Genomic DNA, 15,032 nt, shown 5'->3' with positions numbered 1-15,032 from the left:
CGCGAGCCGCCCGGCGGTGGGTGTCGCCGCCGGGCTCACGACCCCGGCCGCTGCTCGTCCGGGTGGGTGCCCGGGCCGTGGCCGGGGCCGGCCAAGGGGGTCGGGGACAGGGCCTCGGGTTCCTCGCCCGGCTCCAGCAGGGTGTGCGCCGCACCCACGATCAGCGGGTCCGGCTTGCCGAGCGCCTCGTGGTCCTTGGACGGGTAGTCGCAGCGGTCGAGGAGGCTGCGCATCGCCTCGAGGCGCCCGCGCCGCTTGTCGTTGTTCTTCACGACCGTCCACGGCGCGTGCGGGGTGTCCGTGGCGCGGAACATCTCCACCTTGGCCTTGGTGTAGTCGTCCCAGCGGTCCAGCGACTCCAGGTCCATCGGCGACAGCTTCCAGCGCCGCAGCGGGTCGACCTGGCGGATGGCGAACCGGGTGCGCTGCTCGGCCCGGGACACCGAGAACCAGAACTTCACCAGCATGATGCCGTCGTCGGTGAGCAGCCTCTCGAACTGCGGGGTCTGCTCCAGGAACAGCTGGTACTCCTCCTCCGAGCAGAAGCCCATCACCCGCTCGACGCCGGCCCGGTTGTACCAGGAGCGGTCGAAGAAGACGATCTCGCCGCGGGCCGGGAGATGGGCGACGTAGCGCTGGAAGTACCACTGCCCGGCCTCCCGCTCGGTCGGTTTCTCCAGGGCGACCACGCGGGCGCCGCGCGGGTTGAGGCGTTCCATGAACCGCTGGATGGTGCCGCCCTTGCCGGCCGCGTCGCGTCCCTCGCAGACGACGACCATCCGCTGGCCGGTGTCCTTCACCCACCGCTGCATCTTCAGCAGCTCGATCTGCAGGACACGCTTGGTGCGCTCGTACTCGGACCGGCGGATCTTCCGGTCGTACGGGTGGTTCTCGCGCCAGGTCTCGATGGGGGCGCCGTCGGCGTCGAGCAGCACGGGCCGCTCCGGCCGCCGGGCGTCCACCTCCAGCCCGTGCAGCAGGTTCTCGCCGGTGACGCGCGACTGCTTCGTTCCCGCGTCCGCGTCCGCACGGCCCTCGTGCGCGTCCGGGTGGTCACGCCCCTGTCGCTCGTCCGGGTGGTCGGCCGTCACGTCGTCTCCCGTCTTCCGGGGTCCCGTCCCACCGGGTTCCCCCTCGTGCAGCGTATGCCCGGACGGGCGTGCGCGGTGGTCCGGAAGCGTGTGCCCGCGCAGAGCGCGCCGAAGCATGGCGGCGGGTGTGATTCGGCGGCGGGCCGAGGGGAAGTCGGGGCGGGTGGAAAGGCGCGCCCGCGCGGGCGGTGGTCCGCGTGCCGCGCCGCCGCATCCGGCTGGAGAGGGTGAGGACGTGCAGATCGATCTCAAGGGCCGCACCGCGCTCGTCACGGGTTCCACCCAGGGCATCGGGGCGGCGATCGCCGCCGGGCTCGCGCGGGCGGGGGCGCGGGTCGGGGTGAACGGGCGGTCGGAGGAACGGGTGCGGGAGGGCGCGGCCGCGCTGGAGCGGGAGGTGCCCGGTGCCGAGGTGGTGCCGGTCGCGGCGGACGTGACCACGGAGGAGGGCGCCCGGCGGGTCGTGGAGACGCTCCCCCAGGTGGACATCCTGGTGAACAACCTCGGTGTGTTCGGGTCCGCCGACCCGCTGGAGATCAGCGACGACGAGTGGCGCCGCTACTTCGAGGTGAACGTCCTGGCGGCCGTGCGGCTGATCCGTCTCCTGCTGCCCGGGATGACCGAGCGCGGCTGGGGCCGGGTGCAGAACATCGCCAGCGACTCGGCGATCGTCACCCCGGCCGAGATGATCCACTACGGCATGTCGAAGACCGCGCTGCTGGCCGTGAGCCGCGGCTTCGCCAAGCAGGCGGCGGGCACGGGCGTCACGGTGAACTCGGTCGTCGCCGGACCCACGCACACGGGCGGGGTGGAGGACTTCGTCTACGAACTGGTGGACCGCGACCTGCCGTGGGACGAGGCGCAGCGCGCCTTCATGCGCGAGCACCGGCCGCAGTCGCTGCTGCAGCGGCTGATCGAGCCGGAGGAGATCGCGAACATGGTCGTGTATCTGGCCTCGGAGCAGGCGTCGGCGACGACGGGCGGTGCGGTGCGGGTGGACGGCGGGTACGTGGACTCGATCCTGCCGTGAGGTGACCCGGGCGGGGCGGGCCGGCACCCGCGGGGCAGGTGCCGGCGCGTCTCACCCTCGCCGCCGGCGTCCTAGGACCTGATCCGGTCCCGGATCCAGACGCCTGCGGGCTTGAGCGACCGCGTGCCGGCCCACGGGCCGTCCGCGGCGCAGGTTCCCGGGGTGAACACCGCCCCGCTGCGGTGGTCGTCGGAATAGTTCCAGTTCACCCAGCTGATCTTCTTCTGCGCCATGAGGTCGAGGTAGCGTCCGGACATCGCGAAGTCGTCGGCGCCCTCCCCGGCGTAGTTCTGCGTGCCGAACTCGGTGACGAACACGGGGATCCGGTCGGCGGCGCGGGAGAGGGCCGCGAGGTACTCGTCGCGGTGCGAGGCGGCGTAGAAGTGGAACGTGTACATGATGTTGGCCGCGTCGACCGGGTCGTTCACGACCTCCGACTCGTCGGCGCCCTCGGACACGCCGAACGAGGACCAGGCCCGGGTGCCGACGAGGACGAGCGCGTCGGGGTCGTTGCCGCGGATGACCGGGATGATCCGCTCGGCGTACTCCTTGATGCGGGACCAGCTCACGCCGTTGGGCTCGTTGGCGATCTCGTAGAGGACGTTGACGCGGTCCTTGTGGCGGCTCGTGATGTCGGTGAAGAACCTGGTGGCGCGGTCGAGGTTGGCCATGGGGTCGCCGGGGGTCAGCGTGTGCCAGTCGACGATCACGTAGAGACCGCGGTCGCTCGCCTGCCGGATCAGCCGGTCGGCGAGGGCGGTGAAGTGTGCGGGGTCGGTCTCGTAGCCGCCCTCCTGGACGTAGGTGGAGACGCGGAGGACGTCGGCGCGCCAGTCGTGGGCGAGGGCGTCGAGGGAGGCGTCCGTCAGGCACTGGGCGTACCACTGGGTGCCGTGGGTGCTCATGCCGCGCAGCTGGACGGGGACGCCGTGCTGGTTGCAGAGCCGCGTGCCGCAGACCTGGAGGCGGCCGCCTGCGTCGACGGGGGTGGCTGCGCGGTGGGTGATCGGCACGTCCGCACCGTAGCCGGTGGGGCGGGCGGCGGTGGCGGGGAGGGCGGCGGTCAGGAGGAGGAGCAGGGCGCCGGCGAGGACCGTGAGGAGCGCGGCGAGGCGCGGGCCCGGCTTCGGGTGGGGTTTCGGGCAGGCCGATGCCGTGTGGGGGGCCGGTGTCATGTGGGGGGACTCCGTCCGGGACATGGATTGTCAGGAAAGTTTCCTGACACGAGGAAACTGCTGTCGCGCGCGGACGACAAGGGGCGTGCTGAAGCTTTTGTGGCGCCGTGGCGCGCTCCGGCGCCTCAGCGCACGACGAGCTGGACGAGGGCGACGGTCCCCACGGCGACGACGAGGGCGCGCAGAACGGCGGGGCGGAAGCGGCGGCCCGTGGCGGCGCCGAGCTGGCCGCCCAGCGTGGAGCCGGCCGCGATGAGGGCGACGGCCGTCCAGTCGAAGTCGGCGACGAAGAGGAAGAAGACGGCGGCGACCGCGTTGACGACGGCGACGAGCACGTTCTTGACGGCGTTGAGCCGTTGGAGCGGCTCGTCGAGGAGCAGTCCCATCAGGGAGATGTAGATGATCCCTTGCGCGGCGGCGAAGTAGCCGCCGTAGACGCTGGCGAGCGTCAGCCCGGCGAACAGCGTCCGCCCGCCGTCCCGCCGCACGGGCCGGTCCGCGGACCGGCGTTCCCGGACCTTGCGGCCGATCAGCGGCTGGAGGGCGACGAGGACGAGGGCCAGCCCGACCAGACAGGGCACGATGGTCTCGAACGCCTCGGCGGGCAGCGCGAGCAACAGGACGGCGCCGGTGATCCCGCCGAGCGCGGAGCCGACGGCCAGTTTCCGGACACGGCGGCCCTGCCCGGCGAGTTCACGGCGGTAGCCGACGGCCCCGCTGACGGCGCCGGGCACGAGGCCGAGGGCGTTGGACACGGTGGCGGTGAGGGGTGACAGCCCGGCGGCGAGCAGCACGGGGAAGGTCACGAGCGTGCCGGACCCGACCACGGCGTTCAGGGCCCCGGCCCCGACGCCGGCGCCGAACACCCCCACCATCTCGAGCGGGGTCACGCCACGCCTCGCGCGGGCGGCGAGGGGCGGTGACGGAAGGGGGACGTGGGGACGCTCATGGGGGCACGCTAGCTGGCGGTCACTTCGGCGCCCGCCGAAACATGGCCGCAACGGGTCGCCTTGTCGCTTTCTCGGTATGTCACTGGGAGCACATCCCGGTGGCAACGTTTGCGACGCCGGGTGCCAGGCTTACCGCATGCGGATCGAGGGATACGAGGCCGGCCCGTTGGCCGCCGGGGAGACGATGCTGTCGCGCCCCGGGTTCTGGGCGCACCACCTGCTGGGAATCTGCGGCGACTGGCGCGGGGCCGAGCGTCCCGGCGCGGAGTCGTTCGGCGGCGACGGCGTCGACGTCGACGCCTTGGCGGACACTCTTCTGGACCCCGGGTGGTGGCCGGTGTTCCGTGTGACCGCGTCGAACGGCTCCGGAGTCGTCGTCGTGTACCGCAACGCGGTCGAGGACTACGGAATCGACCACTTGTTCGTGGAGCCAGGCCGGGACGCTGCCCGGCGCATCGTCGCCTGGGACGCGGACGTGTCGGGGGCCGGGCTGACGTGGCAGGACCTGCTGGCACTCGCGGACGATCCCGCGACGACGGCCGAGGGTGTCCACGACCCGGCCGCCCGGCTGCTCCTGCTCCTCCCCCTCCTCGCCGACCCGACGGTGCCCGACGGAGCACCGGCGCGCGTCGGCGCCGCCCTTGCCGCCGTGGGGGCACCGGAAGACACGGCCACGAGCACAGCCGAGTTCCTACTGGCCCGGCTGACGAGCAGGGCGTGGCACGACCCGGCGTGGACGTCGCCGCTGAGCGGCAGCTGATCGGCATGCGCAGGCGGGCACGGCGAGGAACTGCCGTCTCCTGCCGGTGCCGAGGGCTCACGGCGACCGATCGCGTGATGCCTGGCCACCGGTGCTCCCGGCGGTGTTCGGCCCAGGCCGCAGCGAGCGCGTGCCGTGCGGACCTGGCCGAGGCCTCCATTCGCCCGTGGGCGCGGTCGGGCATCTGGTCGTCCTGGCGCCGGCGCCGGGCGGAGGACACCGCCCCGTTCGGAGCGCGGCACCGCTGGACCGGACGGAGCCGGGCGTCCGGGCCGTGCTGTGCCGCGGACGGCCCGCCCGCCTCCGCGCACGGTCGCGCGGCGGCGGGCGGGCCACCCGGTTCTGTCGGCAGGTCTACGCCGCGCGGTCCATCGACGGCTTCGTACGCGGCTTGCGGCGGGGTGCCGCGTCGTCGCCGCGGCGGGCGCGGCCGCCGGCGGTGCGGTCCTGGGCGGACTGGGCGCCGCCCTTGGCCGTACCGCCCTGGCCCTGACCCTGGCCCTGCCGGCCCGGCGCGCCGCGACGGCGGCGGTTGCGGGACGGGGAGGAGGCGGCGCGGCGGGGGCGCTCCACGACCGGGACCGTGATGACGACCGGGACGCCGGAGGGCGTCCGCGCCCCGGTGATGCGGGTCAGCTCGTCGTCGCCCGGGCGTACCTGCGTGATGCGCGGGGTGATGCCCGCCTGGGACATCAGCCGGCTGACGTCGCGCCGCTGGTCCCGCGTGACCAGGGTGATCACGCTGCCGGACTCGCCGGCGCGGGCCGTGCGGCCGCCGCGGTGCAGGTAGTCCTTGGGGTCGCCGGGCGGGTCGACGTTGACGACCAGGCCGAGGTCGTCGACGTGGATGCCGCGCGCCGCGACGTTCGTCGCCACCAGCACGGTGACGTGACCGTCCTTGAACTGGGTGAGCGTCCGCGTCCGCTGCGGCTGCGACTTGCCGCCGTGCAGACCGGCGGCGCGCACGCCGTTGTTCAGCAGGTGCTTGGTGAGGCGGTCCACCGCGTGCTTGGTGTCGAGGAACATGATGACCCGGCCGTCGCGCGCGGCGATCTCCGTGGTCGTCTGCCGCTTGTCCGTCTCGTCGATGTGCAGCACGTGGTGCTCCATGGTCGTCACCGCGCCCGCGGACGGGTCGACGGAGTGGACCACCGGGTCGCTGAGGTAGCGGCGGACGAGCTGGTCGACGTTGCGGTCGAGCGTGGCGGAGAACAGCAGGCGCTGGCCGTCGGGGCGCACCTGGTCGAGCAGCCGGGTGACCTGCGGCATGAAGCCCATGTCGGTCATCTGGTCGGCCTCGTCGAGCACGGTGATGGCGACCTCGTCGAGTATGCAGTCGCCCCGGTCGACCAGGTCCTTCAGCCGTCCCGGCGTCGCGACGACGACCTCGGCGCCGGCGCGCAGCGCGGACGCCTGCTTGCCGATCGACAGTCCGCCGACCACGGTGGCGACCCGCAGCCGCACGGAGCGGGCGTACGGGGTCAGGGCGTCGTTGACCTGTCCGGCGAGTTCCCGGGTGGGGACGAGGACGAGGGCGAGCGGTTTGCGGGGCTCGGCACGGCGGCCGGCCGTGCGGGCGAGGAGCGGCAGGCCGAAGGCGAGGGTCTTGCCGGAGCCGGTGCGTCCACGGCCGAGCACGTCACGGCCGGCCAGGGAGTTCGGCAGCGTGGCCGCCTGGATGGGGAACGGCGCGGTGACGCCTTGACTGCCGAGGGTGGCGAGCATCTCGCCGGGGAGGCCGAGGTCCTCGAAGGCCTCCACCGCGGGGAGCGCGGGGGTGATCGTCTCGGGGAGGGCGAACTCCCCCGACGTCACGGTCCTGCGGCCCGAGCCTCCCTTGCCCTGCCCCTGCCGGGGCGCACCGCCTCGGCCGCCGGAGCCACCGAAGCGGCGGCCGCCGCTCTTGGGGGCGCCCTTGTAGGAGGAGCGTGTGCGGCCTGATCGATCGTTCGCGCGTGCCTGTGTCACGGAGAACCTTCCTTGATGTGGCGCGTCTCAAGGAATGTCCGCCGCAGTGGGACGCGGGGAATTGCAAGAACGAGCCTGGGTGAATGGGGCCGCGAGGGCGGTTCCGCCCGGTGAGGGCGCGGCCCGTGAGAAGCAGCGACGGGAGTGTGCACCTCTCCGTGTGATCCGTGTGAGATCTTGCTGCGCAGTAGGCGCCGGTGCTGGCGCAGTGCCGGTCCCTCCGACCCCGCGGGTCGATGACCGCACGACTACAACAGAGATCGACACTAGCACGGCGATCGCCGGAACACTGTGACGGGCGTCGCCCGCCCCTCCCCCCCCGGTCTTGAATTCGCCGCCTGCGGCTGGGAATATCCAGCCGGTGGAACGACCCTTGCTGTTCCTGGACGTGGACGGCCCTCTCAACCCGTACGCGGCCCGGCCCGAGAGGCGCCCCGAGGGCTGCATCACCCTCAGGGTGCCCCGTAACGGCGCCCTGGTCGACGAGGTGAGCCTCTCGTCCCGCCGGCGCCCCCTGCGCGTCTGGCTCAATCCTGAGCACGGACGTGACCTGCTCCGGCTGGAATACGACCTGTGCTGGGCGACGACATGGATGGACGAGGCCAACCACTGGATCGCACCGGCCCTCGGCCTCCCCGAACTCCCCTTCGTCGACTTCGGCGACACGCTGTTCCGGGAGCGCCCCGACGGAGTCCACTGGAAGACCGCGCCACTGGTGGAGTACGCCGGCGGCCGCCCCTTCGCCTGGGTGGACGACGAGCAGACCGAGCCCGACCGGGCCTACGTCGACGCCCACCACCGCGGGCCGGCGCTCCTGCACCACGTCGACCCACGCGTCGGCCTCCGCCACGACGACTTCCGCGCCCTCGCGGACTTCGTGGACGACTCATGTGACACCGGCCCTCGCCTGGTCCGTCAGGACGGCGTCACAGCCGCGCCCCCTCCCTCCTGGCGCCCGTGACGACACGCCGGAAGGGAAACGCGATGAGCAGCGCGGCCCCGACGAGGAGGCCGGCCGCGTAGAGCGGTCCCAGGGGTCCGGCTTCGGTGCCGAGCGTGGCTCCGGCCGCGACGGGGCCGACCGCGGCGCCCGCGTTGAGTGCCGCCGTCGCGTACGAGCCGGCCATCGTGGGGGCGCCCGCGGCCTCGTGGAGGACGCGGGCGATCAGTGTGCTGCCCAACGCGAACGACAGCGCACCCTGCGCGAACACGAGCGGGAGCAAGGCGGCCGGCTCGTGGGCCAGCACCGCCAGGGCCGGCCAGCCGACCAGCAGCGATGGGCCCGCGAGCGCGACGACCGGGCCGGGGTTCCGGTCGGACAGCCGTCCGGCGACGGTGACGCCCACGAACGAGCCGGCACCGAAGAGCACCAGCGCGACGGACACCCACAGCTCACCCAGCCCGGCCGTGTCGGTCACCACGGGTGCGAGGAAGGTGAGGCCGCCGAAGGTGCCCGCGTTCACCAGCGCGCCGAGCAGCATCACCAGGATCAGCCGTGGCCGGGCGAGTTGGGCGAGTTCCGTCCGCAGCGCCGGCTTGCCGGTCGCCTCGTGCTCGTCATGTGCCGCCGGGGTGCCTGCGAGGACGCCGACAGCCGCCGGCAGGCAGAGCGCGGCGACGGCCCAGAAGGTGGCCTGCCAGCCGGCTTCCGCGCCGAGCACCGCCCCGCCGGGCACGCCGGCGATCGTGGCCAGCGTCGTCCCGGACAGAAGAACGGCCAACGCGCGTCCCTTCCTGTCGGGCGGGACCAGGGTGGCCGCGGCCGTCAGGGCGACGGCGAGGAATCCCGCGTTCGCGAGCGCGGCGACGACTCGGGTGGAGAACAGGAGGGCGAAGCTCGTGGACAGGGCACCCACGGCGTGGGCCGCGGCGAAGGCGAGCAGGAAGCCCAGAAGGGCCGGGCGCCTGGGCCAGTTGCGGGCCGACGCGGCCACCAGCGGGGCTCCGACGATCATGCCGATCGCGTAGGCCGAGGTGAGCGAGCCCGCCGTCCCGACGGTGACGCCGAGATCCAGGGCGATGTCCGGCAGGAGGCCGGCGAGCATGAACTCCGAGGTGCCCATGGCGAAGACCGCCAGGGCAAGCAGGTACAGCGGAAGGGGCATCGAGTGGCTCCGGGGTGAGGAGAGGCACGAGAGGGTCATCTCGTCACCGCGGCCAGCCGTGAACACACGCACGTCCCACCGCGGGAGGCGGTGCGACGACGGAACGACGACTCGGTGGGTTCAGGGGCTGACGGCGTGACCGACAGCCCCCACCTCGTCCGACTCAGGACTCGACATGTCCTGCACGCTACCCGACCGATGTCTGCCGGAGCATCGCGGTTCTCCCCGGACGCCGTCCCGGGACCGACGAGCCGGCACCTCCGGGTCGTGGCAGGCGGCCACCGACTCGGCCGTGCGCTCGCCCCTTACGCCGTCCCGCCGGACGGCACCCTCGCCACCCCCGCGTGGATCCCGCTGTCCTCCTCCGCGGGCGCGGGTTCCGTACGGAACCATTCCGGGGCTGTGACCAGGCCCGGGTCGACCAGGTCGAGGCCGTCGAAGAAGCGGGCGACCTCGTCACGTGTGCGGAAGCCGAGGCGGATGCCGGCGCGGGCGTACTCCTCGGTGACCTGGCGGGCCAGGTCGGAGTGGAGGTCGGACGCGGCGTGGGACAGCACGAGGGCGCTGCCCGGCGGCAGCGCGTCCACCAGCTCCCGGACGATGCCCTGCGGGTCCTGGTCGTCGGGCAGGAAGTGGAGGAGGGCTATCAGGGACAGGGCGACGGGGCGTGAGAAGTCGAGGACGTCGCGGGCGTGCCGCAGTATCCCACCGGGGTCGCGCACGTCGGCCTGGACGTACTCCGTGGTGCCCTCGGGGCTGCTGACGAGCAGCGCCTCGGCGTGACGCAGCACGATGGGGTCGTTGTCGACGTATACGATCCGCGCCGCGGGGACCACGCGCTGCACGATCTGGTGGAGGTTCGGCTCGGTGGGGATGCCGGTGCCGATGTCGAGGAACTGGTCGACGCCCTGGTCGGCGAGCCAGGCGGTGGCGCGGTGCATGAAGGCGCGGTTCTGCCGGGCGGCGTCCTTGGCCTGCGGCGGGAGTCTGCGTCCGACGGCCTCGTCGACCGGGTAGTTGTCCTTGCCGCCCAGCAGCCAGTCGTAGACCCGCGCGGGCTGGGCCCTGGTGGTGTCGGTCCGCGGCGGGGTGGGGGGTGTGCCCGTCGGCATGACACGTCCGTTCCGGTGGGTACGACGGCTCCGACGCCCTGACGATCATCGAGTCTGGCACATCAAAGCCCCTGACGTCAGGGGTGGTTGACCGCTCGACGACCGCGCCCCGCGTCGGGAACGCGCTCGCGGAACCCCTCAGCGCCCCGCCGGCGGCGGAGCCGTGCTCTCCCTCAGCACCAGCCGCGCCGGCACCAGCGTGGTCCCCCGCTCCGGCCCCTCCTGCCGCATCTTGCGCAGCACCGCCTGCACACACAGCCGCCCCACCTCGGCGAAGTCCTGGTGCAACGTGGTCAGCGGGGGCAGGAACGACGACGCCTCCGGGATGTCGTCGAAACCGACCACGCTGACGTCTTCCGGCACCCGTCTGCCGTGCTCGTGCAGCGCTCGCAACAACCCCAGTGCCATCTGGTCGTTGGCGGCGAAGACGGCCGTGCAGTCCTCGCGGGCGGCGAGTTCGAGGCCGGCCCGGTGGCCGGACTCGGCCGACCAGTCGCCACGGACCAGCGGCGGCAGCTCCCGGCCCGCCTCGGTGAGCGCGGCACGCCAGGCGTCCGTACGGCGCTGCGCGGCGAACGAGTCCTCGGGGCCCGCGAGATGCCACACGGTGCGGTGGCCCAGGCCGAGCAGGTGCCGTACAGCGGCGCGGGTGCCGCCGTGCTGGTCGGTGTCGACGACCGTGTAGCGGTCACCGGCGTCGGAGTCGACGACCACCACCTGCACGTGCGGCGGGAGTTGGACCGTCGCCGCGTCCAGGAGGTGCACCTCCATGATGACGATCACGGCGTCGACGGCGAGTTCCTCGAGGCGGGTGAACGCGCCGCGCACCTCGTCCTGCGTGGGCACGGCGACCGGCAGCAGGGTCACCGCGTACCCCTCGTGCGCGGCGGAGTTGGCGATGGCCTCCAGGGTGCGCACGTTGCCGGTGGTGGAGAGCGAGAAGGTGATGACGCCGATGGTCCGGAACTCGCCGCGCTTGAGGGCGCGGGCGGCGCTGTTGGGCCGGTAGCCGAGCTCCTTCATCGCGGCGAGGACCTGGCGGCGGGTCTCCTCGGTCACCCCGGGGTAGCCGTTGGAGACGCGGGAGACCGTCTGGGCCGAGACCCCCGCGAGCCGTGCCACGTCCGCCATGGAGGCGGTGGCGCGGGCCCGGGTGCGGCGCCGGGGGGCGGGCGCGGCCGTCCCCCGGCCGTCTCCCGCCGTCGCGGCGGCCGGGCCGCCCGGGTTCACCACCGCGTCGTCGACCGTCTCCACGTGCTTCCCCCCGCCTTCCTGTCTCTCGTGTCACGGTCCGTCTGAGGACCCTTGACCGTCGTCATCGGGGCAGTGTAGACATGCCGCCACCAGATGTTTACGTAAACATAACAGCTCCACGCACCTCCCGGCCGAGCGATGTTTACGCAACCATCCGGACCGGGCGACCTGCCGCCCGGCTTCGTGCCGGGTGCCGAGCCGCTGGTTACCGGAACGCCGAACAGCGAGGAACGACATGACGACGCTGCAACCGCCGGCGGCCGCAGGGCCGCGGCCGGCCCCGCCTCCGGTGAGACGGGACCGGCGCTCGTGGAAGGGCTGGGGCTTCATCGGCCCGTTCGCGGCCGTGTTCGCCCTGGTGTTCCTCGCTCCGATCGCCTACTCGATCTACCTGAGCCTGTTCCGCGACCAGCTCATCGGCGGCACCACCTTCGTCGGGTTCGACAACTACCAGCAGGCGCTGAAGGACGAGCTGTTCTGGGCGTCGCTGGGCCGGGTAGCGCTGTTCCTGGTGGTCCAGGTGCCGATCATGCTGGGCATCGCCCTGCTGGTGGCGCTCGCCCTGGACAGCGGCCGGCTGTACGGCAAGAGCTTCTTCCGCATCACGATCTTCCTGCCGTACGCGGTGCCCGCCGTGGTCGCCACCCTGATGTGGGGCTTCATGTACGGCACCAAGTACGGCCTGGTCGGGGACTTCAACTCGGCCTTCGGCTGGTCGCTGCCCGACCCGCTCTCCGCCGACCTGGTGCTGGCCTCCATCGGCAACATCGTCACGTGGGAGTTCGTCGGCTACAACATGCTGATCTTCTACTCGGCGCTGCGGGTCGTCCCGCACTCCCTGTACGAGGCGGCGGAGATCGACGGTGCGAGCCAGTGGCGGGTGATCACCGCGATCAAGCTGCCCGCCATCCGCGGCGCACTGGTCATCGCGACGATCTTCTCCATCATCGGCAGCTTCCAGCTCTTCAACGAGCCGAGCATCCTGCGTCCGCTGGCCCGCAACGCCATCACGACCGACTACACGCCGAACTTCTACACGTACTCGCTGTCCTTCAGCGGCCAGCAGCACAACTACTCCGCGACCGTGGCCATCATCATGGGCCTGATCACGATGGTGGTCGCCTACGTCGTGCAGCTTCGTGGCATGCGCAAGGGAGCGTGACCCGATGACCACCCCTGTCACCACCCCCGCACCCGCCGCCACGGCCCCCGGCGCGGTGAAGAGCGCCCCGCGTCTGCGACGCGTCAAGGAACACCGCCCGGGCCGCCCGCGGCGCAGCAAGCTGCTGACCGTGCTGACCTCGCTGGTCGTCCTCTACACCGTGGTCCCGCTGATCTGGCTGGTCGTCAACGCGACGAAGACGCAGTCCGGGCTGGCGAGTTCCAACGGCCTGTGGTTCGCGGACGACTTCGCGCTGTGGGACAACATCCGGGACACGTTCACCTACGGCGACGGCATCTTCACCCGCTGGCTGCTCAACACCCTGCTGTACGTGGTGCTGGGCGCCGGCGGCGCGACCCTGCTGGCGGTGCTCGGCGGGTACGCGCTGGCGAAGTTCGACTTCCCCGGCAAGCGCGGCGTCTTCGCCACGGTGATCGGCGCGGTGGCGGTCCCGGGCACCGCGCTCGCCGTCCCCACCTTCCTGATGTTCAGCAAGATGGGGCTGACCGACACCCCGTGGGCGGTCATCCTGCCGTCGCTGGTGTCGCCGTTCGGCCTCTACCTGATGTGGGTCTTCGCCAGCGAGGCGATCCCCACGGAGCTGCTGGAGGCCGCCCGGATGGACGGCGCGGGCGAGGCGCGGACCTTCTTCACCGTCGCGCTCCCGCTGCTCGCCCCCGGCATCGTGACCGTGCTGCTGTTCACCACGGTCGCCACCTGGAACAACTACTTCCTGCCGCTGATCATGCTCAAGGACCCGGACTGGTACCCCCTGACGCTGGGCCTGAGCGCGTGGAACTCCCAGGCGGAGACCGTCGGCGGCGAAGTGATCTTCAACCTGGTGATCACCGGTTCGCTCCTCACGATCCTGCCGCTCGTCGTCGCGTTCCTGTTCCTCCAGAAGTACTGGCAGTCGGGTCTCGCCGCCGGAAGCGTCAAGGAGTGACCCGGAGGCCGGCCCGCCGGCCCCCACGACCTCACACCACCCCCACGCCCTGTCTCCCCCACCCCCCTCCCCTGTCCCACCCACGAAGAAGTGGATCCACACTCATGCGCAGAAGGACCAGCCGCCTGCTGGGCGGCATCGCCCTCGTGACCTCCCTCGCCCTCGGCGCCACCGCCTGCGGCGGCTCGGACGACGGCGCCGGCACCGAGCCGGTCTCCGCCGAGGACATCCAGGCGGCCCTGGACAAGGGCGGCACGGTCACCGTCTGGTCGTGGGAGCCCACGCTGAAGACGGTCGCCGCCGACTTCCAGAAGAAGCACCCCAAGGTCAAGGTCAACCTGGTGAGCGAGCGCTCCGGCGACAAGCACTACACGGCGCTGTCGAACGCCATATCCGCGGGCAAGGGCGTGCCGGACGTCGCCCAGCTCGAGTACTTCTCCATCGGCCAGTACTCCCTCACCAAGGGCCTGACCGATCTGTCCGGCTTCGGCGCGGACGAGCTGGCCTCCAAGTACACGCCGGGTCCGTGGAACGCCGTCACCGAGGGCGAGAAGGTGTACGGCCTGCCGATGGACTCCGGTCCGATGGCGCTGTTCTACAACAAGCAGGTCTTCGACAAGCACAAGATCGCCGTCCCGACCACCTGGGACGAGTACCTGGACGCGGCCCGCAAGCTGCACAAGGCGGACCCGAAGGCGTACATCGCCAACGACACCGGTGACGCCGGCTTCACCACCAGCCTGCTGTGGCAGGCCGGTTCGCGGCCCTACAAGGTCGACGGCACCAACGTGAAGATCGACTTCGGTGACGCGAACGCCAAGAAGTTCACGGACGTCTGGCAGAAGCTGATCGACGAGAAGCTGCTGGCGCCCGTCACCAGCTGGACCGACGACTGGTACAAGGGCCTCGGCGACGGAACCATCGCCACGCTGTCCACCGGGGCCTGGATGCCCGCCAACTTCGAGTCCGGCGTGCCGAACGCCTCCGGCCAGTGGCGTGCGGCCCCGCTGCCCGCGTGGGCCAAGGGGGACAAGGCCAGTGCGGAGAACGGCGGCAGCGCGCTGACCGTGCCCGCGCTCGCCAAGAACAAGGAACTGGCCTACGCCTTCGTGGAGTACGCCAACTCCGGTGAGGGCGTCGCCTCCCGTGTCTCCGAGGGCGCCTTCCCCGCCACCCAGGCGGAGCTGAAGTCCGCCGAGTTCCTGGGCAAGGAGTTCCCGTACTTCGGCGGCCAGAAGGCCAACGAGATCTTCGCCGACTCGGCCGCGAACGTCGCCGACGACTGGTCGTACCTGCCCTTCCAGGCGTACGCCAACTCGATCTTCAACGACACCGTCGGCAAGGCCTACATCTCCGGCACCCGGCTGGAGGAGGGCCTGAAGGCCTGGCAGGACGCCTCGGTGAAGTACGGCGAGGAGCAGGGCTTCACCGTCGAGAAGTAGCGGACACGCACCACCCCGCGGGGCGGCGCGCACCACG

13 protein-coding genes are annotated in these 15,032 nt (G+C 72.0%); 6 read left to right on the top strand and 7 right to left on the bottom strand.

Annotation, left to right across the window (positions count from 1 at the left end; all coding sequences use genetic code 11):
• Positions 1-35: 35 nt before the first annotated feature.
• A complete protein-coding gene (gene ppk2, locus MTR79_RS15060; RefSeq protein ID WP_244793174.1) occupies positions 36-980 on the bottom strand; it encodes a polyphosphate kinase 2 in 945 nt (314 codons plus the stop codon).
• Positions 981-1,326: 346 nt separating this feature from the next.
• Between ppk2 and MTR79_RS15055 the strand changes: the two genes are divergently transcribed.
• A complete protein-coding gene (locus MTR79_RS15055; RefSeq protein WP_048454785.1) occupies positions 1,327-2,121 on the top strand; it encodes an SDR family oxidoreductase in 795 nt (264 codons plus the stop codon).
• Between the two features lie 71 nt (positions 2,122-2,192).
• On the opposite strand, the gene MTR79_RS15050 is transcribed toward MTR79_RS15055, so the two are convergent.
• Both MTR79_RS15050 and MTR79_RS15045 read right to left on the bottom strand, forming a co-directional pair.
• Positions 2,193-3,296, bottom strand: coding sequence for a glycoside hydrolase family 5 protein (locus MTR79_RS15050; RefSeq protein WP_189364444.1), 1,104 nt, complete (start codon positions 3,294-3,296; stop codon positions 2,193-2,195).
• Between the two features lie 125 nt (positions 3,297-3,421).
• Entirely contained in the window at positions 3,422-4,186 is a 765-nt protein-coding gene (locus MTR79_RS15045; RefSeq protein ID WP_048454786.1) for a sulfite exporter TauE/SafE family protein, read from the bottom strand.
• Between the two features lie 196 nt (positions 4,187-4,382).
• On the opposite strand from MTR79_RS15045, the gene MTR79_RS15040 reads away from it, so the two are divergent.
• Positions 4,383-5,006 (top strand): hypothetical protein, encoded by a 624-nt coding sequence (locus MTR79_RS15040; protein WP_244790613.1) that lies wholly within the window; start codon positions 4,383-4,385, stop codon positions 5,004-5,006.
• Between the two features lie 354 nt (positions 5,007-5,360).
• On the opposite strand, the gene MTR79_RS15035 is transcribed toward MTR79_RS15040, so the two are convergent.
• The gene (locus MTR79_RS15035) at positions 5,361-6,974 is read right to left on the bottom strand and encodes a DEAD/DEAH box helicase (protein ID WP_210909378.1); all 1,614 of its coding nucleotides are present in this window, start codon (positions 6,972-6,974) and stop codon (positions 5,361-5,363) included.
• A 361-nt stretch (positions 6,975-7,335) separates the two neighbouring features.
• Between MTR79_RS15035 and MTR79_RS15030 the strand changes: the two genes are divergently transcribed.
• Positions 7,336-7,935 (top strand): hypothetical protein, encoded by a 600-nt coding sequence (locus tag MTR79_RS15030; RefSeq protein ID WP_086704360.1) that lies wholly within the window; start codon positions 7,336-7,338, stop codon positions 7,933-7,935.
• Here the strand turns inward: MTR79_RS15030 and MTR79_RS15025 are convergent.
• The 3 genes from MTR79_RS15025 to MTR79_RS15015 all read right to left on the bottom strand — a co-directional run bounded on the left by MTR79_RS15025 (position 7,901) and on the right by MTR79_RS15015 (position 11,322).
• Positions 7,901-9,079: a Cmx/CmrA family chloramphenicol efflux MFS transporter gene (locus tag MTR79_RS15025; RefSeq protein WP_244790611.1), complete on the bottom strand. Its 1,179-nt coding sequence runs from the start codon at positions 9,077-9,079 to the stop codon at positions 7,901-7,903. The two genes, MTR79_RS15030 and MTR79_RS15025, sit on opposite strands and share 35 nt — an antisense overlap.
• A gap of 305 nt (positions 9,080-9,384) precedes the next feature.
• Entirely contained in the window at positions 9,385-10,191 is an 807-nt protein-coding gene (locus tag MTR79_RS15020) for an SAM-dependent methyltransferase (protein WP_189364448.1), read from the bottom strand.
• A 138-nt stretch (positions 10,192-10,329) separates the two neighbouring features.
• Positions 10,330-11,322 carry a LacI family DNA-binding transcriptional regulator gene (locus MTR79_RS15015; protein ID WP_163080338.1) on the bottom strand — a complete coding sequence of 331 codons (993 nt, stop codon included), beginning with the start codon at positions 11,320-11,322 and terminating at the stop codon, positions 10,330-10,332.
• 358 nt (positions 11,323-11,680) lie between these two features.
• Here MTR79_RS15015 and MTR79_RS15010 point away from each other — a divergent pair, with 358 nt between their 5' ends.
• From MTR79_RS15010 to MTR79_RS15000, 3 genes are all read left to right on the top strand, one after another.
• Positions 11,681-12,607, top strand: a complete 927-nt coding sequence (locus MTR79_RS15010; protein ID WP_048454791.1) for a sugar ABC transporter permease — start codon at positions 11,681-11,683, stop codon at positions 12,605-12,607.
• A 4-nt stretch (positions 12,608-12,611) separates the two neighbouring features.
• A complete protein-coding gene (locus tag MTR79_RS15005; RefSeq protein WP_086704364.1) occupies positions 12,612-13,553 on the top strand; it encodes a carbohydrate ABC transporter permease in 942 nt (313 codons plus the stop codon).
• Positions 13,554-13,657: 104 nt separating this feature from the next.
• Positions 13,658-14,995, top strand: coding sequence for an extracellular solute-binding protein (locus tag MTR79_RS15000; protein ID WP_244790609.1), 1,338 nt, complete (start codon positions 13,658-13,660; stop codon positions 14,993-14,995).
• Positions 14,996-15,032 lie beyond the last annotated feature (37 nt).

It is taken from the genome of Streptomyces sp. BJ20 (assembly GCF_022869105.1).
Taxonomy (GTDB): domain Bacteria; phylum Actinomycetota; class Actinomycetes; order Streptomycetales; family Streptomycetaceae; genus Streptomyces; species Streptomyces griseoincarnatus.
The sequence above is the reverse complement of the archived record's forward strand: the minus strand, read 5'-3'. Positions and strand labels throughout refer to the sequence as shown.